This is a genomic window from Methylobacterium sp. 190mf (genome assembly GCF_900107945.1).
GTDB lineage: Bacteria > Pseudomonadota > Alphaproteobacteria > Rhizobiales > Beijerinckiaceae > Methylobacterium.
In genome coordinates this window covers 203,030-221,924 of the sequence record NZ_FNVI01000004.1, presented here as the reverse complement: position 1 = coordinate 221,924, position 18,895 = coordinate 203,030, and the positions used below count along the sequence as shown (strand labels likewise).

Here is an 18,895-nt window from a genome sequence, read left to right as displayed (position 1 = left end):
GGTGCCGCAGCCCCCGATCAGCCGAGTCTGTAATCCCCCAGCCGGGCCCGGCGCGCGCTCCGGCGATAGGCCATGACCGAGTCGGGCCAGAGGGTGTTGTTGCGCCCGGTCGCGTCGAGGTACCAGCTGCGGCAGCCGCCGGCCTGCCAGATGCTGTCGGCCATGCGGCTGTGGATCCGGTCCACGAACCGGGCCTGGGCCTCCGGCCGGACCTCGATGGTCGTCGTCCCGCCGCGCAGGGCCTTCAGGCAGTCGAGGACGTGCTGCACCTGGATCTCGATCATCGAGATGACAGAGTTGTGGCCCAGCCCGGTATTGGGCCCGAGCAGCATGAAGAAATTGGGGAATCCCGTGACCGTGATGCCCTGGTAGGCGCCCACGCCGCCGGCCCAGGCCTCGGTCAGGCTCTGCCCGTCGCGGCCGACGAGGTGCATCCGCGCGAAGGTCGCGGCCACGTCGAAGCCCGTGGCGTAGACGATCACGTCAAGGTCGTGATGCCGCCCGGCCCCGGTGGTCACGCCGGTCTCGGTGATCCGGGCGATGCCGTTCGTCTCCAGGGTGACGTTCGGGCGCTGGAGCGCGGGGTAGTACTCGTCGGAGATCAGCACCCGCTTGCAGCCGAGGCGGTAATTTGGCGTCAGCTTCGCCCGCAGGGCCTTGTCGGGGACCGCTTTGGCGAGATGGTGCCGCGCCAGGGACTCGGCCTGGCCGGTGAGCTTCGAGACCTTGGTGAAGCCGAGCAGCGCCCGCACCTCGTGCAGCCAGAACAGCCGCGCCCGCTCGAGCCGCCGGCTGAGCGGCAGGCGTCGGTAGCGCTCCCGGGCCCGCTCCGCGATGGCGTGGTCGTTCTTGGGCATGATCCAGGGCGGGGTGCGCTGGAACAGGGTCAGGTGGGACGCGACGGCGGCGAGTTCCGGCACCACCTGGATCGCGCTGGCGCCGGTGCCGATCACCCCGACCCGCTTGCCGGCAAGCGCCACGGAGTGATCCCAGGCCGCCGTGTGGAAGGCGGGGCCGGCGAACGCGTCGCGGCCGGGGATGTCCGGGTAGGCCGGATGGTGGAGGCCGCCCATGCCCGCGACGATCGCGCGCGCCGTGATCGGTCCCCGGTCGGTCTCCACGTGCCACAGGGCGCGCGCCGCGTCCCAGGTGGCGCCGGTGAAGGTCGTCCCGAGCTGGATCAGGGGCGTCAGGCCGTTCCGCTCGGCGGTGTCCTGGAGATAGGCCAGGATCTCCGGCTGCGGCGCGTACATCCGGCTCCAGTCGGCCTTCGGAGCGAAGGACAGCGAGTAGAGGTGCGAGGGGACGTCGCAGGCCGCCCCCGGGTAGGTGTTGTCGTGCCACGTGCCGCCGATGCCGTCGGCCTTCTCGATAACCCGCAGCGGGCCGATGCCCGCCTGACGGCAGCGGATCGCCATCGCGAGCCCCGAGAATCCGGCGCCGACGATGAGGACGGCCAGGGTCTCGTCCGCAGGCTCGGTCATCGCAGGGGGCTCCCGGACGGGGCGTGGGGCGCGTGCGCCGTCAGGAAGGCCGCGGCCTCATCGAGGGAGGTCCGCGCCTCTGGCAGCATGCTGGCGGCGAACTGCCAGGCATGGGACACGACCGGGAAGAGCTTGAGTTCCGTCTCGACGCCGGCCCGGCGGGCCCGCTCCGCCATGCGCACGGAATCGTCGCGCAGGACCTCGCGGGCGCCGACATGGAACAGCAGCGGCGGGAAGCCGGTCGGGTCGCCGTAGAGCGGCGAGACCCGCGGATCGGCCGGATCGGCGGCGCCCAGATACATCGGCCGGATCGCCGCAAGCGCCTGCGGGTCGAACATGGCGTCGCGCCACGCATTGGTCACCCGCGATCCGTCCTCGGACATGAAGTCCGTGGCCGGCGAGAACAGGGCCGCCGCCCAAGGCATCGGCAGGCCACGGGCGCGGGCCTCGCCCATCAGCACGAGGGCGAGATTGCCGCCGGCCGACTCGCCCGCCACGCAGGCGGCGCCCTCGGCGCTGAACGCCGCCCAGGCCGCCGTGACGTCGTCGACCGCCGCGGGGAACGGGTGCTCGGGGGCGAGGCGGTACTCGGGCGCGAAGATCGTGAAGCCCCGGTTCGCCAGCGCGCCGGTGACGGGACGGTGCGTCCGCGGCGAGCAGGCGATGAAGCCGCCGCCGTGGATGTAGAGCATCCGCCGGCCGGGGCCCGCCTTCGGCCGGACCCACTCGCCCTTGATCCCGCCGACGAGGCCCGGCTCGTAGGTGACGCCCTTGGGGTCGGGGAAGGTCGGCGCCTCGAAGATCCGGCGGAACGCGGCCGCGTTCCGCGCCCGGGACAGGGGCCCTCGGACCCGGCTGCGGACCATGTAGGCCCCGAGATACGCGCGCAGGCTCGCCATCTCAGAGCGTCCCGCCGGACAGGCGCACGATCGTCTTCCAGTAGCCCACCGGCATCAGCCGCTGGATCAGCGCGGCGTTCTTGGCGTCCTTGCCGACCACGATCCGTGGCGCCCGGGCCTCGATGCCGCGGATGATGGCTGCGGCCGCGTCGGCCGGCGCCAGGGTCAGGAGCTTGCCGAACGCCTCCCGCGCCTCCTCGTCCTCCACGGCCGCGCGCTTCGCCGCCTCCGGATCGGTCGGCGGCCGCCGGCCGCGGGCGTTGCGGGAGATGGCGGTGGCGACGCCGCCCGGGTGGACCACCGTCACCCCGAGGCCGGTGCCGGCGTACTCGTGCCGCAGGGCCTCCGAGAAGCCGCGCACCCCGAACTTGCTGGTGCAGTAGGCGACCTGGCCGGGCGGGGCGATCAGGCCGAACAGGCTCGACAGGTTGACGATCTGCGCCGCCGGCCGGGCGCGGAGCATCGGCAGGAAGGCGTGGCACATCCGCACGACGGCGCGCAGGTTGATGTCGAGCAGCCACTCGAAATCATCGAGATGCGTCTCGTCGAACCGGCCGCCGAGGGCGACGCCGGCGTTGTTGATCAGGAGGTCGAGATGCACGGACCGCTCCGCGACCCAGGCGGGCAGCGCGCGGATCCCCGCGGCATCGGTGAGGTCGAGGACGCGCGTCTCCACCGTGACGCCGCGGATCTTTGCGGCGACGGCCGTAAGGCCGGTCTCGTCCCGGTCTACCAGGAGAAGGGCGCAGCCCTTCGCGGCGAGACCCTCGGCCAGCGCCGCGCCGATGCCGCTCGCCGCCCCGGTGATCAGGGCCACCGCGCCCGCGAGTTGGAACCGCTGTGCCAAACCGCGCCTCCCCGTGCCGCCGATCTGGATCGGAACGTCCACGGGGGATAGGCCCGGCCGGCCGGATTGTCTAGGGTGAGCACCCTAGGCGGGGACGGGGTCATGTCGCGGGGCGAGGGTCAGAGGGGCGAGCGCGAGCCGGAGGTCGGCCCGGAGGTCGATCCCGGGGCCTCGTCTCCCGACACGCGCACGCGGATCCTCGCCGTCAGCCTCGCGCTGTTCAACACCCGCGGCCTCGGCCACGTCACGACGGCGGAGATCGCGGCCGCGGCGGGGATCCGCGAGGGCAATCTGCAGTACCATTTCCCGCGCAAGCGCGGCCTCGTCGAAGCCCTGTTCGCGGCCTTCGAGACCGAGGCCATGGCGGTCGCGGGCCGGATGCCCGCCGATCCCGCGGCGCCGGAGGCGCTGCTCGCCTACCAGAGGGCGTGGTTCGACCTGATGTGGCGTTACCGCTGCGTCTACCGCGACGGTATCGCCATGGTGGAGATCGCGCCGGCCCTGCGCGCCCGGGTCCACACGCTGCGGGCCGAGACCCAGGCGCTGGCCCGCGGCGTGTTCGAGGCGGCCGTGCGGGCGGGACGGCTGCGCGTTTCCCCGGACGCGCTCGGGCGACTCATCGACAACGCCTGGATCGTGTCGAGCCACTGGATGAGCCACCGTCTCCAGGGCGGCACCGCCCTGACGGAAGCGGATCGGGACTGGGGCTTCGCGCAGGTCCGCGACCTCTTCGCGCCCTATCTCGCGCCCGAGAGCCCTACTTGACGGCCACTGGCCCGATCCTTCCATGCGCTCCGGCCAAGCTCGGACTCGAAGGACGCGATGCTCGACCGCCTGACCCATGCCGGCCTCAGCCTGCTCGTGCTGCTCGCGGTCGCGTTCCTGTTCTCGACCAACCGGCGGGCGATCAGTCCCCGCGTGGTCCTCACGGGACTGGCTTTGCAGGTCGGCCTCGGCGCGCTGGTCCTGTTCCTACCCGCCGGGCAGGCCGCGCTGCGCGCCGCCGCGGACGCGGTCGTGACCGTGCTGTCCTACGGCGACCGCGGCACGGCCTTCCTGTTCGGCGGCCTCGTCGAGCCGAAGATGTTCGAGCTGTTCGGCGGCTCAGGCTTCATCCTGGCGCTGCGGGTCCTGCCGCAGATCCTCTACGTCTCTGCGCTGATCGGCGTGCTCTACCACCTCGGCGTGATGCAGGTGCTCGCCCGCGGGCTCGGCGCCGTGCTCCGGCGGATCCTCGGCACCTCGCCGATCGAGTCGTTCTCGGCGGTGATCACGATCGCCATCGGCCAGAGCGAGATCGCCGTCGCCCTGCGCCCGTTCCTCGCCCTGCTGACCGGCGCCGAGCTGTTCGCCGTCATGTCGAGCGGCGCCGCGTCGACGGCGGGCTCGATCCTGGCCGGCTACGCGGCGCTCGGCGTGCCCATGACCTACCTGCTCGCGGCCTCCGTGATGGCGATCCCGGGGGGCCTCGTCTACGCCAAGATCCTGATGCCCTCGACGGAGCCGACCCGGATCGCCACCACCCGGGTAGAGTTCGGCGAGACACGGGCGGCCAACATCATCGAGGCGGCGGCCGACGGCACTCAGAAGGGGCTCGCGGTGGCGGTCTCGGTGGGGGCCATGCTGATCGCCTTCGTCGGGCTGATCGCGCTGGCGGACGGCCTGTTCGGCACCCTCGGCGGCTGGATCGGCTACCCGTCCGCCTCGTTCGAGGGCGTGCTCGGCTGGGCGCTCGCCCCGCTGGCGTGGCTGCTCGGCGTGCCCTGGGACCAGGCGACCCTGGTCGGCGGGGCGATCGGCCAGAAGCTCGCCTTCAACGAGTTCCTGGCCTACGCCAACCTGTCGCCGGTCCTGAAAGCCGGAACCCTCGAGCCGCGGGCGCAGGCCATCGTCTGCTTCGCCCTGTGCGGCTTCGCGAATCTCGCGTCGATCGCGATCCAGCTCGCGAGCTTCTCCAGCCTCGTCCCGGAGCGGCGCTCGGAGGTCGCCCGGTACGGCCTGCGGGCCATCCTCGCGGGGACGCTGTCGAACCTCACGAGCGCGGCGATCGCGGGGCTGTTCGTGGCGTGACGGGTCAGGCCGCCTTGCGCGCCGCGAGCAGCAGCGCGTTCGGGCGGGTCCGCTTCGGCACCGGCAGGACGCGGTCGAGGACGGCGCCGACGCCGTACGCGAAGGCGAGCGCCGCCGCCCAGGACCATGTCCGCCGGAAGAAGCGGTCGCGGCAGCGGACGGGGCTGACCTTGGCCATCCAGTGGATCAGCGAATCGTGCCGGTCCATGCCGATGGCGTGGACGGCCTCGGGCGTGCAGCCGAGCGTCCCGGCCAGCGCCTCCAGGGCTCTGGGCGTCCACCACGTCAGGTGGTGGGGCGGCGCGTTGATGACGAAATTCGGGACCGTGGTGTTGGGCGAGGGCCAGAGCGGCGTGCCGATCAGGACCACGCCGCCCGGCTTGACGCAGGCCGCGAGCGCCCGGGCGAAACCCAGCGGGTCCGCCACGTGCTCGATCACCTGGAACGCGCAGGCGACGTCGTAGACCGGCCCGACGCGCGCCGCGTGCGCCTCCACGGTCTCGTCGAGGATCGCGCCGGTCGGGTCCTCGGCGGAGAAGTTCGGATCGAGGCCGGTATAGGTGGCGTCCGGTACGTAGGCGCGGAACCCGCCGTGGCCGCAGCCGACATCGAGCACCCGGGCTCCGGACGGGACGTGCGAGGCGGCCTGGCGGAATTCCAGGCGCTCCGTCTCCGGGCCGGCGAGCTTATCGTGCGCGGCGATCCGGCCGTAAAACGCCCGGTAGAAGGCCGCGTCGCCGGCCACCGGCGGATCGAAGAAGATCAGTCCCGTAGGAGATTCCCAGAGCCGGAACGTGCCGGCGGGGCGGAGCAGCGGCCCGACATCGACGCGGCCGGAATAGTGCCAGAGGAGCGTCAGGAAGCCGGCGTCCAGGCGCTCGACGCAGCGCAGAGCGGGGGCACCGGTGATCGGGCAGGGGGGGATCGACCGATCGGCCGTGTGCGCGCTGTCCGCCAAACTGGTCCTCGCTCGCTCCGCAGGCCCGGCTGGTCCGGGGCGCCGCAGCGGCACAGGTTTGGTGCGGCCCGTCAAGCCGAGGCGCGGCTCGTGTCGAGCGCGCAAAGAAAAAGGCGCCGCTTCGAATGAAGCAGCGCCCGGAAACGTCAGAGCGACGTCTTAGTGGAAGGTGTCGATCTCAGCGGACTCGTAGCTGGTGACTTCCATGCCGACGCAGATCTCGGAGACGACGGGGGCGGACCAAGCCATGATTTCCTCCAGGTAAGTTGATGCGATGGATAGAGAGGCCACGAAGGCCGGAGCGAATCGCGCTCCGGACCGCGCGCGACTTAGTTGAACGTGTCGATCTCGGCGGACTCGTAGCTGGTGACTTCCATGCCGACGCAGATCTCGGACACGATCGGGGCAGACCAAGCCATGGCGTTTCTCCTCGCTGTTGCTGCGATCCATATAGGCAATATCTTGGACGCAATACAAGCGAGCACAACACTTATATTTCTCATAGGGAGCCTGGCCGTGGGCGGCGCGGGGTCGTTCCGTGGCCGCGCGGCCACCCGCCGGAGCCCTGTTCGGCATCGGCTGCGGATGGGCGCGGTTTCGGCTTGACGGGCCCCGCGCCCGGGCGCACGACGCACCCGCGCGACGGTGTCCCCGACGGTGTCGCGCTCCCATTCCAGCAGCGACCCGCGAAGCGACGTGCCCGACCGATCGTGCCTGCCGTGCCCGGCCCCGTGCCGTCGTTCCGCCTGAGCCGCTGAGAGGCCCGGCCGCGGGGCGACCGACGCGGCGGCCGGCCACGGCCCAAACCCAGGATGACCGGCGCCGCGTCGCCTCGTAACCCACGAGGCGAGGCCATGAACGAGATCGCCCCCTTCGATACGCGCGTCGATCCCTCCGTGCTGGCCGCCCGCCTGTCGGACGAACGGGCGCCCGACATCGTCGAGGCCCTGAACGACGAGGCTCCCGAGGTCGCCGCCGCCATCCTGCTCGGCCTGCCGCTGGAGCGGGCGATCGAGGTGCTGGACCAGCCGGAACTCGACTGCGCCGCCGACATCATCGAGATGCTGCCGCGGGACCGGGTCGCCGGCTACCTGTCGGGCATGTCGGCCGACCGGGTCACGGACGTTTTCCGCGAGATCGAGGAGCCGGGCCGCTCCGACCTGCGTGCCCGCCTCGACGCGGAGACCCGCGGCGCTGTCGATCGCCTGTCGGCCTACGGCGAGGAGACCGTGGGCTCGCTTATGACCACCGAGTTCGTCACCGTGCCGGGGACCTGGACGGTGGGCCAGACGCTGGAGCACATCCGCCACGTCGAGAAGACCCGGGAGACGATCTACGCGATCTTCGTGCTCGACCCGCGCACCCGGGCGCTCACCAAGGCGGTGCCCCTGCGGCGCCTGATCTCGGGGGACCCGGGCGACAACGTGCTCAGCGTCGCGCCGGGACGCCGGCCGCTCGCGGTCTCGCCCACGGCCAGCCGCGAGGAGGCGGCCCGGCTGATCTCCAAGTACGACCTCCTGGCGCTGCCGGTCGTCGACGCGGTCGGCCACGTGATCGGCATCGTCACCGTCGACGACATGATCGACGCGATGATCGAGAAGCAGACGCAGGACGTGCAGCGCTTCGGCGGCATGGAGGCGCTGCCCGAGCCCTACATGGATATCGGCTTCTTCACGATGATCCGGAAGCGGGCCGGATGGCTGTGCGCGCTGTTCCTGTCGGAGATGCTCACCGCCTCGGCCATGCAGGGCTTCGAGGGCGAGCTGGAGAAGGCGATCGTCCTGACCCTGTTCATCCCGCTCATCATGAGCTCCGGCGGCAATTCCGGCTCGCAGGCGACCTCGCTGCTGATCCGGGCGCTGGCGCTCCACCAGATCCGCCTGCGCGACTGGTGGCGGGTGGCGCTGCGCGAATTGCCGACCGGGATCTTCCTCGGCGCGATCCTCGGCGTGATCGCGGTGATCCGGATCGTCGCGTGGCAGAAGCTCGGCCTCTACGATTACGGCGCGCACTGGCCGCTGGTCGCCGCCACGGTCGGCGCGGCGCTGGTCGGGATCGTGACCTTCGGATCGCTCGCCGGCTCGATGCTGCCGTTCCTGCTCCAGCGGATCGGCTTCGATCCGGCCACCGCCTCGGCGCCCTTCGTGGCGACGCTGGTCGATGTCACCGGCCTCGTCATCTACTTCTCGGTGGCGCTGCTCATCCTGCGCGGGACGCTGCTGTAGGAAGGCCTCCGCGCATCATCCCGTAACCGCCTCGGCCAGCCGCTTCCTCTGGACCTTGCCGTTCGCCGTACGCGGCAGGGCGTCGAGGAAGCGGATCTCCCGCGGGCGCTTGTAGGCGGCGAGCCGCTCGGCGCACCACGCGAGCAGGGCCTCCGCGTCGGGCTCGGCGCTAGCCTGCAGCACCACGAAGCCGCAGATGACCGAGACGTCCGCCCGCACCGGCAGCTCGGCGACCCCCACTTCCGCCACGGACGGGTGGGTCGACAGCACCGCCTCCACCTCGTTCGGCGAGACCCGGTAGCCCATCGCCTTCATCAGGTCGTTGTTGCGGCCCTCGAACCAGATGTAGCCGTCGGCGTCGAGGCGGGCGAGATCGCCGCCGACGAACCAGTCGCCGCGCATGACCTCCGCCTCTTCCTCCGGCCGGTTCCAGTAGCCGAGCATCAGCGCCGGCTCGGTCCGGTGGACGGCGAGGAGCCCGCTCTCTCCGGCCGGGAGCGGCTCGGGCTCGCCCGCCACGGGCAGGATCGCCACCCGCCGGCCCGGCTGCGGCTTGCCGGGCGAGCCGGGGCGCACCGGGATGGTCGGGCCGCTGGATATGTAGGTCGAGATCTCGCTCATCCCCAGCGCCTCGTAGAGGGGCTTGCCGGTGGCCTGACCCCAGGCCTCCAGGAGCTCCACCGCGAGGGGTTCGCCGGCCGTGCAGCCGTGGCGCAGGCTCGACAGGTCGTGGGCGCCGAGGTCGCCGTACTTGAGGATCTGGCGGTAGAGCGTCGGGACGGCGGCGAACAGGGTCGCGCCGTAGGCCGCGATCAGGCGCGGCCAGATTCCGGGATCGCGCGGGCCGTTGTAGAGCACCGCGGTCGCGCCCACCGACCAGGGATCGCTCAGCCCGACGCCGAGCGTGTAGGTCCAGTTCATGGTGCCGGCGTGGAGCATCACGTCGGATTCGGTGAGCCCGAGCCAGTGGTCGAGCATCGGGCGGCGCCCGTAGGCGGCGCGGTGCGCGTGCAGCACGCCCTTCGGCCGGCTGGTCGTGCCGGACGTGTAGATCAGCATCGCCGGGTCGTCGGCGGCGGTGTCGGCGTACTCGGCCATGGGCGGACCGGCCTTCAGGGCGGCGACCGCGGCGGCGTCGAGCAGGAGGCGCCCGCCCAGGACCTCGGGCGCGACCGTGCAGCCGCTTCCGATCACCACGGCGGCGGCCCCGGAATTGTCCATGAGGAACGCCGCCTCGCTCTCGGTGAGCTGCGGCGAGGACGGCAGCGCCACGAGGCCGGCCGCCAGGGCGCCGAAGTAGACGAGGACGTAGTCGGCCTCGTTGCCCATCCGGATCATCACCCGGTCGCCGGGCCTCAGGCCGAGGCCGAGGAAACCCGCCGCGATGCCGCGCACCGCCCGCTCGACTTCGCCGAAGCTGAGGCGGTCCGCGGTGCCGTCGCCGACCATCACCAGGGCGGTCTTGTCGGGACGCAGGCGCGCGTTCTCGGCGAGGCAGTACCGCGCCGCGTTGAAGCGGGCCGGCGGACGGCGGTTATCGTGCTGGCTGTCGGACACCGGGCGCTCCCCGCGGGCGGCTTTTCGCCGGGTGTCCCGCCTGGGCGCGCCTGCGTCAACTGGGGCCGTCGCCCCGCCGGCGAGCGCGGCCCCCGGGCAGTCTGGCCCTCAGGTCCGCCGCTGCGCCTGGCCCTCCTGCTCCTCGAAGCCCTTGAGCATCTTGTCGAGGGTCATCGGGTAGTCGCGGACCCGGATCCCGGTGGCGTTGTAGATCGCGTTGGCGAGCGAGGCGCCGGCGCCGCAGATGCCGAGCTCGCCGAGCCCCTTGCTCTTCAGCGGGTTCGCCTTGTCGTCGAGCTCCGGCAGGAACACCGCGTCGATCTCCGGGAGGTCGGCGTGGACCGGCACGTGGTACTCGGCCATGTCGTGGTTGACGAAGAAGCTGTAGCGCGGATCGACCACGGCATCCTCCATCAGCGCCGCGCCGACGCCGAAGGTCATGCCGCCGATCGCTTGGCTGCGCGCGGTCTTGGCGTTGAGGATGCGCCCGCCGGTGAACACGCCGAGCATCCGCCGCAGCCGGATCTCGCCGGTATCGACGTCGACCCCGACCTCTGCGAAGTGCGCTCCGTACGAGTACTGCGAGAACTTCTGCTTCATCTCGCCGGGCTTGATCTCGCCGGAGGCCTCCATCCCCGCCTTGGCGAGGTCGGCGAGCTTCTCCGTGCGGTTGCCGGACGTGACTGCGCCGTCGCGGAAGGTGGCGCCGTCCGGGTTGAGGTCGCCGGCCTTGAGCAGGGCCTGCCGGAGGTTGTCGCAGGCGACGTAGAGCGCCGAGCCCGCCGAGCCGGCGCCGAAGGATCCCCCGGAGCCGGCCGCGAACGGGAACTCGGTGTCGCCCATCTCGACCCGCACGCGCTCGGGCGGCAGCCCCAGCATCTCGCCGGCGATCTGGGTGAGGATCGTGTAGGTGCCGGTGCCGGGATCGGTCATCGCCATCCGCACCACCAGCACGCCGTCCGGCCCGAGGCGGACCTTCGCGGCGGACGGCATCAGCGGGTTGAGGCGCGCGGCCGCCGACATGCCCATGCCGACGAGCCAGTTGCCCTCGCGCCGGGAGCCCGCGGCCTGCCGCCTGTCCCAGCCGAACAGGCGCGCGCCCTCGCGCATGCAGGGTACCAGCTTGCGGGTCGAGAACGGGACCTTCTTCTCGGGATCCTCGGCCGGCTCGTTGCGCACCCGGAGCTCGATCGGGTCGATCTTCAGCTGCTCGGCGAGCTCGTCCATGGCGCACTCGAAGGCGAGCTGGCCTACGGCCTCCCCTGGAGCGCGCATCGCCGAGGCGATCGGCATGTTGAGGTTGACCAGCCGATGGCGCGTCACGCGGTTCTGCGCGGCGTACAGGGAGCGGGTGACGTTGGCCGAGGTCTCGAAGAACCCGTCGCCCTCGGCGGTGTCGGACCAGGATTCGTGGCTGATCGCGGAGAGACGGCCGTCGCGGTCGGCGCCGAGGCGGATCCGCTGGATCGTGTCAGTCCGGTGGGTCGCGACGTGGAACTCCTGCTGCCGGGTGAGCGCGACCTTCACGGGACGCTGGATCACCTTCGAGGCCAGGATCGCGAGCGTCGCCTCCGGCTGGACCTGCAGTTTCGCGCCGAATCCGCCGCCGATATAGGGGCTGACGATGCGCACCTTCTCGGGGGGGAGCTTGAGCACCGAGCCGAGGGATTTCTGGCCCCGGTTCGGCATCTGGTTGGCCGTGTAGAGCACGACCCCGTCGCCCTCCCAGGACGCGATGGTGGCGTGCGGCTCCATCTGCGCGTGGATCTGGTTCGGCGTGACATACTCCACGTCGAGCTTGACCGGTGCGGCCGCGAAGGCGGCGTCGAAGTCGCCGAGCTTGGAATCCGGCGGCGAGTTGACCGGCTTCGGCTCGTAGGCCGCCGCCAGGCTGTCCTTGAGCAGCCCCTTGGGCTTGGCCGCGTCGTACCGGACCTTGACCAGCATCGCGGCGGCGCGCGCCTGCTCGAAGGTCTCGGCGACCACGAAGGCGACCGGCTGCCCGTAGAACCGGATCTCCGTCCCCTGGAGCTGTGGCCAGACCTGCTCCTTCTTCTCGCCCTGCTCGGGCACGTTCTCGTAGGTCATCACCAGGATCGCGCCGGGCGCCTTGCGGGCGGCCTCCGCGTCGATCGACCGGATCGTGCCGGAAGCGATCGTGGCCGGCACGATGAAGCCGTAGGCGGGGTTCTTCAGCGCCCTGGTCTCGTACGCGTAGGGCGCGTGCCCCGTGACCTTGAGCTTGCCCTCGACCCGGTCCAGCGGCTTGCCGACGAGGCCGTCGGGCCGGTCGTCGAGGGGCGTCCGGCCGATCGGCTGGTTCATCTCCATGGGAACGGTCCTTGCCGGGAATTACGCGCGGGTCGCCTGCGCCACGACGGCCCGGAGGGTCCGGCGCGTCAGCGGGATCTTGAAGTCGTTGCTGCCGTAGCCGCGGGCGCCCTTGAGCACCGCGTCGGCGGCGGCGTCGGCCGAGCCGGTCTGCACCAGCGCCGTCTCGGCCTCGGCCACCCGCCAGGGCTTGTGCGCCAGGCCGCCGAAGGCGAGCCGCGCGGCCTGGGGCTTGCCACCCTCGGCGCCCGCGATCACGGCGGCCACCGACACGGTCGCGAACGCGTAGGACGCCCGGTCGCGGACCTTCCGGTAGATGTGCGTGCCGGCCACCGGCTTCGGCAGCGTCACGGCCGTGATGATCTCACCCCTGCGCAGCTCTGTCTCGATCTGCGGCGTGTCGCCCGGCAGCCGGTGGAAGTCGGCGATCGGTATGCTGCGCGCCTGCCCGTCCGGGTTCACCGTCTCCACCGTCGCGTCGAGGGCGCGCATGGCGACGTTCATGTCGGACGGGTTGGTGGCGATGCAGGCCTCGCTCGCCCCGACCACCGCCATGATCCGGTTGAACCCGCCGATCGCCGAGCAACCGGAACCGGGCTCTCGCTTATTGCAGGGCATGGCTGTGTCGTAGAAGTAGTAGCAGCGCGTCCGCTGGAGGAGGTTGCCGGCGGTGGTCGCCTTGTTGCGCAACTGCCCCGAGGCGCCGGCCAGCAGCGCCTTCGCCAGCACGGCGTAGTCCTTTCGGACCCGCGTGTCGGCCGCGAGGTCGGCGTTCCGCACCAGGGCGCCGATGCGCAGGCCGCCGTCCTGCGTGGCCTCGACCTTGTCGAGCGGCAGCCGGTTGACGTCGATCAGCGTCGCCGGGGTCTCGATCTGAAGCTTCATCAGGTCAAGGAGGTTGGTGCCGCCGGCGATGAACTTGGCGTTCGGCCGCTCGGCCGCGAGCTTCGCGGCGTCCTGCACGGTGGCGGGGCGCTCGTAGGCAAAGGCCTTCATCTGCGCCTCCTCAGAGTTTGGTGGCGGCGGCGTCGCGAATCGCCGCGACGATGTTCGGGTAGGCGCTGCAGCGGCAGATGTTGCCGCTCATCCGCTCGCGAATCTCGGCGTCGCTGAGTGTCGGAGTCGCCGCGACGTCTTCGGTAACGTGGCTCGGCCAGCCGGCCTTGGCCTCGCTCAGCATCCCGACCGACGAGCAGATCTGGCCCGGCGTACAGTAGCCGCACTGGAAGCCGTCATGCTCCAGGAACGCCGCCTGCATCGGGTGGAGCTTGTCCCCGTCCGCCAAGCCCTCGATCGTGGTGATCGGGTCGCCCTCGTGCATCGCTGCGAGCGTCAGGCAGGAATTGATCCGCCGGCCGTCGACCAGGACCGTGCAGGCCCCGCACTGGCCGTGATCGCAGCCCTTCTTGGTGCCGGTGAGCGCGAGGTGCTCGCGCAGAGCGTCGAGGAGCGTCGTGCGGGTGTCGAGGACGAGATCGTGCGGTTGGCCATTGATGGTGAGCCGCACCGGCATGGTCTGCGGAGCCTGATCGCCCGGCGCCGCCGCGGACATCGCGGGACTGGGCCGGAACCCGAGGGCACCGAGTGCGCCGGCCACCGCACAGCCCTCCACCACGGCCCGCCGCGTCAGCGCGAGCGGCTTCGTCGGAATCGCGTCTGTCATGCTGCCATCCAGCCCGTGCACCGCGCGTGGGACGCCGCGCGCAGCTTGGAATCTGGTGCGCCAACGTCCGGCCGGATGGATTAGATCCTGTCCAGACTGCGCCCGTTCAGCGCGGCTCCGCCGCTACGGGCGCTGGACCCAGGTCGTGACCCGATCGCTCCCTCCTTGCTTCGCTGCGCTCGCGAGAACGGGGACGCCTTGGAACGCGTCCCGCTGCGAGCGTTTGGGTTGATCGGACCACGACACCGGAGCCTCGCCTCATGGCTATCCCGACCCTGCCGCTCAACGACGGCCGACACATCCCGCAGATCGGCTACGGCTGCTGGCAGCTCTCGGATATCCAGGCTCCGGATCTCGTCGGACAGGCCCTCCGCGCCGGCTATCGTCTGATCGACACGGCCGCGGCGTACGGCAACGAGGCGGGCGTCGGGCGCGGCATCCGGGACGCGGGGATCCCCCGCGAGGAGATCTTCGTCACCACGAAGCTCTGGAACGACCGCCAGGGCCGCGACAAGGCGCGGCGCGCCTTCGACGAGAGCCTGCGGCAACTCGGTCTCCCCTATGTCGACCTGTACCTGATCCACTGGCCGTGCCCGCAGCGTCGCCTGTTCGTCGAGACCTGGAAGACGCTGATCGAGCTCCGGAAGGAGGGCCGCGCGAAGTCCATCGGCGTGTCGAACTTCTCGCCCGAGCATCTCGCCACGCTGATCGGCGAGACCGACGTGGCCCCGGCCGTCAACCAAATCGAGCTGCACCCCTATTTCCAGCGCAAAGAACCGCGCACGGAGGACGCCCGTCACGGGATCGTGACCGAGTCGTGGAGCCCGCTGGGCCGGGGCAAGGAGCTGAACGACCCGGTCATCCTCACAATCGCGGAAGCGCACGGGAAGACGCCCGCCCAGGTGGTGCTCCGCTGGCAGATCCAGATCGGATGCGTGGCGATCCCCAAGACCGCCACCCCGCGGCGCATCGCCGAAAATATCGCGCTGTTCGACTTCGAGCTCGGCGCGGACGAGATGGCGCGGATCGCCGGCCTCGACCGGGCCGACGGCCGGATCGGACCTGACCCGGCGACCTTCTGCTGAGCGCTCGAGCCTTCGGCGGCGCAGCGTAACATCGCACCGCAAAAGATTTATGCTCACAGCTAGCATATCTGGACAGGCGCGTCCGGCCCCCATAAGTTAGACGGCACAATGCTCAAACTGAGCATAATGGAGGACGCCATGACGGCGACCGTTGCACCCGTCTCCCACACGACGATCCCGGGCCTGCCCCTTCCGGATCTGTACGCACGCGTCAGCCGGCACGTCCCCGCGATCGAGTGGCCGGCGCTCGCCCCCGACATCGAGGCGATCCTGCGCCTGAAGCGGGAGCGCAACGCCGTGATCCTGGCGCACAACTACCAGGCGCCCGAGATCTTCCACACGGTGGCCGACATCGTGGGCGACAGCCTCGCGCTGGCCCGCGAGGCGGTGAACGTGAACGCCGACGTGATCGTGCTGGCGGGCGTCCACTTCATGGCCGAGACGGCCAAGCTCCTGAACCCGAGCAAGACCGTGCTCATCCCCGACATGGGCGCCGGCTGCTCGCTGGCCGATTCGATCACCGCCGCAGACGTGCGCGGCCTGCGTGCCAAATACCCGGGCGTGCCGATCGTGACCTACGTGAACACCTCGGCGGCCGTGAAAGCCGAGTCCGACCTGTGCTGCACCTCCGGCAACGCCGTCGCGGTGGTGAAGTCGCTGAACGCCCCCCGCGTCCTCATGATCCCCGACGAGTTCCTCGCGCAGAACGTCCAGGCCGAGATACCGGAGGTCGAGATCCTGACCTGGGCCGGCCATTGCGAGGTGCACGAGCGCTTCACCCCGGCCGACATCCGCGACGTCCGCGACAGCTATCCCGGGGTGACCGTGATCGCGCACCCGGAATGCCCGCCGGACGTGGTGGCCGAATCGGACTTCTCGGGCTCCACCGCGATGATGATGGACTTCGTCGTCGAGAAGCGGCCGAAGCAGGTGGTGCTCGTCACCGAGTGCTCCATGGCGGACAACATCGCGGCGCAGAACCCGGACATCGAGTTCATCAAGCCCTGCAACATGTGCCCGCACATGAAGCGGATGAGCCTGCGCAACATCCGGCGGTCGCTCGAGACGATGACCCACGAGGTCACGGTCGACCCGGCGCTCGCCGACCGCGCCCGGGCCGCGGTCGAGCGCATGCTCGAGGTGCGCACACGATGAACGCGATCTCCCCGAACAGCGCCGACCGCGTCGTCGTGGTCGGCGGCGGCGTCGCGGGCCTCAGCGTCGCGCTGCGCCTCGCGCCCCGCCCGGTGACGCTGGTCACGGCCTCGGCCCTCGGCCTCGGCACCGCCACCGGCTGGGCCCAGGGCGGGATCGCGGCCGCGGTCGGCGCCGACGACGCGGCGGCGCTCCACGCCGCCGACACGGAGGCCGCCGGCGCCGGGCTCACCGAGCCCGACGTGGCGCTCCGGGTCGCCGCGGAGGGCCCCGCGCTGATCGACTGGCTCGTGCGGATCGGCGTCCCGTTCGACCGCACCGACGACGGCGCGCTGGCCCTCGGGCTCGAGGCGGCCCACGGCCGCCGCCGCATCGTCCGCTCCGGCGGCGACGCCACCGGCGCCCGCGTCCTCGAAGGGCTCGTGCGGGCCGTGCTGTCGGCGCCGTCCGTGGAGGTCGTCACCGCGCGGGCCTGCGACCTGCTCCGGGACACGCGCGGGGCGGTAGCCGGCATCGTCGCCGAGCGCGACGGCGCGCTTTTCCGCATCCCGGCCCGCGCGGTGGTGCTCGCCACCGGCGGCGTCGGCGCCCTCTACGCGGCGACCACCAACCCGCCGGGCGCCGTCGGCCGCGGGCTGGCGCTCGCCGCCCGGGCCGGCGCGGTGATGCGCGACATGGAGTTCGTGCAGTTCCACCCGACCGCCATCGCGGCCGGCGCCGACCCGATGCCGCTCGCCACCGAGGCCCTGCGCGGCGAGGGCGCCCGCCTCATCGACGAGACCGGCGCCGCCGTGATGGCCGGCATCGCGGGCGGCGACCTCGCGCCGCGCGACGTGGTCGCCCGCGGCATCTTTCAGGCGCTGCAGCGGGGCCGCACGGTCTATCTCGACGCCCGCGGCGCGCTCGGCGCCGCGATGCCGACGCGGTTCCCGACCGTGGCGGGGCTCTGCGCCGCCGCCGGCATCGACCCCGCCGTGCAGCCGATCCCGGTCCGCCCGGCGGCGCACTACCACATGGGCGGTGTGAAGGTGGACGCGTACGGCGCCACCTCGGTGCCGGGCCTCTACGCCTGCGGCGAGGTCTCCTCGACGGGCCTCCACGGCGCCAACCGGCTCGCCAGCAACTCCCTGCTGGAGGGCCTCGCCTACGCGCGCTTCATCGCCGACGGGCTCGACACGCCGCCGCCCGCCGCGATCGTGCCCGAGGCCGTGTCTGTCCGTGCCGCCGGCGACCTGCCGGCGATCCGCGCGCTGATGGAGCGCAGGGTCGGCGTCGTGCGCGACGCCGCCGGCCTCGAGGAAGCCGTCGCCGTCCTCGAGGCGGGGGCTGAGACCTGCGACGCCGCCCTCGTGGCGCTGCTCATCGCCCGCGGCGCGCTCGCCCGCCGGGAGAGCCGCGGCGCCCACTGGCGCAGCGACTTCCCCCATCTCGCCGCGGCCGCGCACACCGAGGCCGCGCTGGCCGACCCGATCGCCGCGACCCCGTCCGCCGAGGAGGCGCTGACGCCATGACCCAGTCGGTTCTCTCCGATGAGATCCTCCCCCTGCCGCGGCTCCTCGTGGAGCCCGTGGTGCGCGCCGCCCTGCTGGAGGATCTCGGCCGGGCCGGCGACATCACCACCGACGCCATCGTCCCCCCGGGCGAGCGGATGCGCGGCGTGATCGCCTCCCGGCAGGACGGCGTCATCTCGGGCACCGACGCCGCCGCCATCGCCTTCGCGCTGGTGGACCCGGCCGTCAGCGTGACGGTCGAGCGCGGCGACGGCGCCCGCGTGGCGCCGGGCGACGTGGTGCTGCGCCTCGAGGGGCCGGCGCGGGCGATCCTGACGGCCGAGCGCGTGGCGCTGAACCTGCTCTGCCGGATGTCGGGCGTGGCCACCGCCACCCACGGCCTCGTCGAGGCCGCGCGCCCGCACGGCAAGGCCTCGATCGTCTGCACCCGCAAGACGACGCCGGGCCTGCGCGCCCTGGAGAAGCACGCGGTCCGGGCCGGCGGCGGCTCGAACCACCGCTTCGGCCTCGACGACGCGGTGCTGATCAAGGACAACCACGTGGCGGTGGCCGGCGGCATCGTCCCGGCGATCGAGCGCGCCAGGTCCCGGGCCGGCCACTTGGTGAAGATCGAGTGCGAGGTCGACAGCCTGGAGCAGCTGGAGGAGGCCCTGTCGGTCGGGATCGACGCGGTGCTCCTCGACAATATGGGGCCCGACCTGCTCCGCCGCGCCGTGGCGATGATCGACGGGCGCGCCCTGTCCGAGGCGTCGGGCCGGATCACCCGCGAGACGGTCGGGGCCGTCGCGGCCTCGGGGGTCGACCTGATCTCCTGCGGCTGGATCACCCATTCGGCGGCGATCATCGACCTGGGGCTCGACGCCGCCTGATCGGCGGGCCCCGCGCGCCGCCGGCGCGGCGGGGCCGAAGCGGTCGCTCGACTGTCATCACGTTCGGGTGACAAGTCTTCGCCGCGGTCGCTCGGGAGATCTGCCGAGTCTATCGCCGCGCGACCGACTCGCTAAGATTTCGGCCAACCGCGACGCCATCGACCGGACCCAACCGTGAGCCAAGCCCTGCCTTCCGCGGCTGCCCCGGCGGTCGATCGTCCGGCGGCGCCGGTGGCGCGCA

17 protein-coding genes are annotated in these 18,895 nt (G+C 71.9%); 7 read left to right on the top strand and 10 right to left on the bottom strand.

The genetic code is table 11. The annotated features are described in order from the left end of the window. Positions 1-17 precede the first annotated feature (17 nt). Genes C4T42_RS06665 through C4T42_RS06655 form a run of 3 tightly spaced genes read right to left on the bottom strand, consistent with a single transcriptional unit; the run spans position 18 to position 3,230 of the window. The gene (locus tag C4T42_RS06665) at positions 18-1,484 is read right to left on the bottom strand and encodes an NAD(P)/FAD-dependent oxidoreductase (RefSeq protein WP_103984912.1); all 1,467 of its coding nucleotides are present in this window, start codon (positions 1,482-1,484) and stop codon (positions 18-20) included. After that, positions 1,481-2,383, bottom strand: coding sequence for an alpha/beta hydrolase (locus C4T42_RS06660; RefSeq protein ID WP_103984911.1), 903 nt, complete (start codon positions 2,381-2,383; stop codon positions 1,481-1,483). The genes C4T42_RS06665 and C4T42_RS06660 overlap by 4 nt, the downstream gene beginning before the upstream one ends. A gap of 1 nt (position 2,384) precedes the next feature. After that, entirely contained in the window at positions 2,385-3,230 is an 846-nt protein-coding gene (locus tag C4T42_RS06655) for an SDR family NAD(P)-dependent oxidoreductase (protein ID WP_103984910.1), read from the bottom strand. A gap of 75 nt (positions 3,231-3,305) precedes the next feature. Here C4T42_RS06655 and C4T42_RS06650 point away from each other — a divergent pair, with 75 nt between their 5' ends. Both C4T42_RS06650 and C4T42_RS06645 read left to right on the top strand, forming a co-directional pair. Then, positions 3,306-3,995, top strand: a complete 690-nt coding sequence (locus tag C4T42_RS06650; protein WP_244603180.1) for a TetR/AcrR family transcriptional regulator — start codon at positions 3,306-3,308, stop codon at positions 3,993-3,995. 57 nt (positions 3,996-4,052) lie between these two features. Continuing rightward, the gene (locus tag C4T42_RS06645) at positions 4,053-5,300 is read left to right on the top strand and encodes a nucleoside transporter C-terminal domain-containing protein (protein WP_020090599.1); all 1,248 of its coding nucleotides are present in this window, start codon (positions 4,053-4,055) and stop codon (positions 5,298-5,300) included. Between the two features lie 4 nt (positions 5,301-5,304). Here the strand turns inward: C4T42_RS06645 and C4T42_RS06640 are convergent, their stop codons facing one another. The 3 genes from C4T42_RS06640 to pqqA (C4T42_RS06630) form a co-directional block, all read right to left on the bottom strand. Further along, a complete protein-coding gene (locus tag C4T42_RS06640; protein WP_103984908.1) occupies positions 5,305-6,258 on the bottom strand; it encodes a class I SAM-dependent methyltransferase in 954 nt (317 codons plus the stop codon). Between the two features lie 159 nt (positions 6,259-6,417). Beyond that, on the bottom strand, positions 6,418-6,507 hold the full coding sequence (gene pqqA, locus C4T42_RS06635) for a pyrroloquinoline quinone precursor peptide PqqA (protein ID WP_020090597.1): 90 nt from the start codon (positions 6,505-6,507) through the stop codon (positions 6,418-6,420). 80 nt (positions 6,508-6,587) lie between these two features. Next, on the bottom strand, positions 6,588-6,677 hold the full coding sequence (gene pqqA, locus C4T42_RS06630) for a pyrroloquinoline quinone precursor peptide PqqA (RefSeq protein ID WP_007559223.1): 90 nt from the start codon (positions 6,675-6,677) through the stop codon (positions 6,588-6,590). Between the two features lie 435 nt (positions 6,678-7,112). Between pqqA (C4T42_RS06630) and mgtE the strand changes: the two genes are divergently transcribed. Then, positions 7,113-8,483, top strand: a complete 1,371-nt coding sequence (mgtE, locus tag C4T42_RS06625; RefSeq protein ID WP_020090596.1) for a magnesium transporter — start codon at positions 7,113-7,115, stop codon at positions 8,481-8,483. A 15-nt stretch (positions 8,484-8,498) separates the two neighbouring features. On the opposite strand, the gene C4T42_RS06620 is transcribed toward mgtE, so the two are convergent. The 4 genes from C4T42_RS06620 to paoA form a co-directional block, all read right to left on the bottom strand. After that, entirely contained in the window at positions 8,499-10,040 is a 1,542-nt protein-coding gene (locus C4T42_RS06620) for an AMP-binding protein (protein ID WP_103984907.1), read from the bottom strand. 108 nt (positions 10,041-10,148) lie between these two features. Continuing rightward, positions 10,149-12,371 carry a xanthine dehydrogenase family protein molybdopterin-binding subunit gene (locus C4T42_RS06615; RefSeq protein WP_103984906.1) on the bottom strand — a complete coding sequence of 741 codons (2,223 nt, stop codon included), beginning with the start codon at positions 12,369-12,371 and terminating at the stop codon, positions 10,149-10,151. 21 nt (positions 12,372-12,392) lie between these two features. Further along, complete coding sequence (locus tag C4T42_RS06610; RefSeq protein WP_042671260.1) at positions 12,393-13,367, bottom strand: xanthine dehydrogenase family protein subunit M; 975 nt, start codon at positions 13,365-13,367, stop codon at positions 12,393-12,395. Between the two features lie 10 nt (positions 13,368-13,377). Next, positions 13,378-14,034 carry an aldehyde dehydrogenase iron-sulfur subunit PaoA gene (paoA, locus tag C4T42_RS06605; protein WP_103984905.1) on the bottom strand — a complete coding sequence of 219 codons (657 nt, stop codon included), beginning with the start codon at positions 14,032-14,034 and terminating at the stop codon, positions 13,378-13,380. 260 nt (positions 14,035-14,294) lie between these two features. On the opposite strand from paoA, the gene C4T42_RS06600 reads away from it, so the two are divergent. From C4T42_RS06600 to nadC, 4 genes are all read left to right on the top strand, one after another. Then, a complete protein-coding gene (locus tag C4T42_RS06600; protein ID WP_042671255.1) occupies positions 14,295-15,119 on the top strand; it encodes an aldo/keto reductase in 825 nt (274 codons plus the stop codon). Between the two features lie 138 nt (positions 15,120-15,257). Next, on the top strand, positions 15,258-16,274 hold the full coding sequence (nadA, locus tag C4T42_RS06595) for a quinolinate synthase NadA (RefSeq protein WP_103984947.1): 1,017 nt from the start codon (positions 15,258-15,260) through the stop codon (positions 16,272-16,274). Continuing rightward, positions 16,271-17,785, top strand: coding sequence for an L-aspartate oxidase (locus C4T42_RS06590; protein WP_042671251.1), 1,515 nt, complete (start codon positions 16,271-16,273; stop codon positions 17,783-17,785). Before nadA ends, C4T42_RS06590 begins: the two co-directional genes overlap by 4 nt. Continuing rightward, positions 17,782-18,654 carry a carboxylating nicotinate-nucleotide diphosphorylase gene (nadC, locus tag C4T42_RS06585; RefSeq protein ID WP_042671249.1) on the top strand — a complete coding sequence of 291 codons (873 nt, stop codon included), beginning with the start codon at positions 17,782-17,784 and terminating at the stop codon, positions 18,652-18,654. Before C4T42_RS06590 ends, nadC begins: the two co-directional genes overlap by 4 nt. Positions 18,655-18,895 lie beyond the last annotated feature (241 nt).

What these genes read in the sequence shown, in the direction of transcription:
- pqqA (WP_020090597.1), bottom strand. Translation starts at nt 6,507, where the DNA reads ATGGCTTGGTCCGCCCCCGTCGTCTCCGAGATCTGCGTCGGCATGGAA.
- paoA (WP_103984905.1), bottom strand. Translation starts at nt 14,034, where the DNA reads ATGACAGACGCGATTCCGACGAAGCCGCTCGCGCTGACGCGGCGGGCC.
- C4T42_RS06645 (WP_020090599.1), top strand. Translation starts at nt 4,053, where the DNA reads ATGCTCGACCGCCTGACCCATGCCGGCCTCAGCCTGCTCGTGCTGCTC.
- C4T42_RS06600 (WP_042671255.1), top strand. Translation starts at nt 14,295, where the DNA reads ATGGCTATCCCGACCCTGCCGCTCAACGACGGCCGACACATCCCGCAG.
- C4T42_RS06590 (WP_042671251.1), top strand. Translation starts at nt 16,271, where the DNA reads ATGAACGCGATCTCCCCGAACAGCGCCGACCGCGTCGTCGTGGTCGGC.
- mgtE (WP_020090596.1), top strand. Translation starts at nt 7,113, where the DNA reads ATGAACGAGATCGCCCCCTTCGATACGCGCGTCGATCCCTCCGTGCTG.
- C4T42_RS06615 (WP_103984906.1), bottom strand. Translation starts at nt 12,371, where the DNA reads ATGGAGATGAACCAGCCGATCGGCCGGACGCCCCTCGACGACCGGCCC.
- C4T42_RS06610 (WP_042671260.1), bottom strand. Translation starts at nt 13,367, where the DNA reads ATGAAGGCCTTTGCCTACGAGCGCCCCGCCACCGTGCAGGACGCCGCG.
- C4T42_RS06660 (WP_103984911.1), bottom strand. Translation starts at nt 2,383, where the DNA reads ATGGCGAGCCTGCGCGCGTATCTCGGGGCCTACATGGTCCGCAGCCGG.
- nadC (WP_042671249.1), top strand. Translation starts at nt 17,782, where the DNA reads ATGACCCAGTCGGTTCTCTCCGATGAGATCCTCCCCCTGCCGCGGCTC.
- C4T42_RS06665 (WP_103984912.1), bottom strand. Translation starts at nt 1,484, where the DNA reads ATGACCGAGCCTGCGGACGAGACCCTGGCCGTCCTCATCGTCGGCGCC.
- nadA (WP_103984947.1), top strand. Translation starts at nt 15,258, where the DNA reads ATGACGGCGACCGTTGCACCCGTCTCCCACACGACGATCCCGGGCCTG.
- pqqA (WP_007559223.1), bottom strand. Translation starts at nt 6,677, where the DNA reads ATGGCTTGGTCTGCCCCGATCGTGTCCGAGATCTGCGTCGGCATGGAA.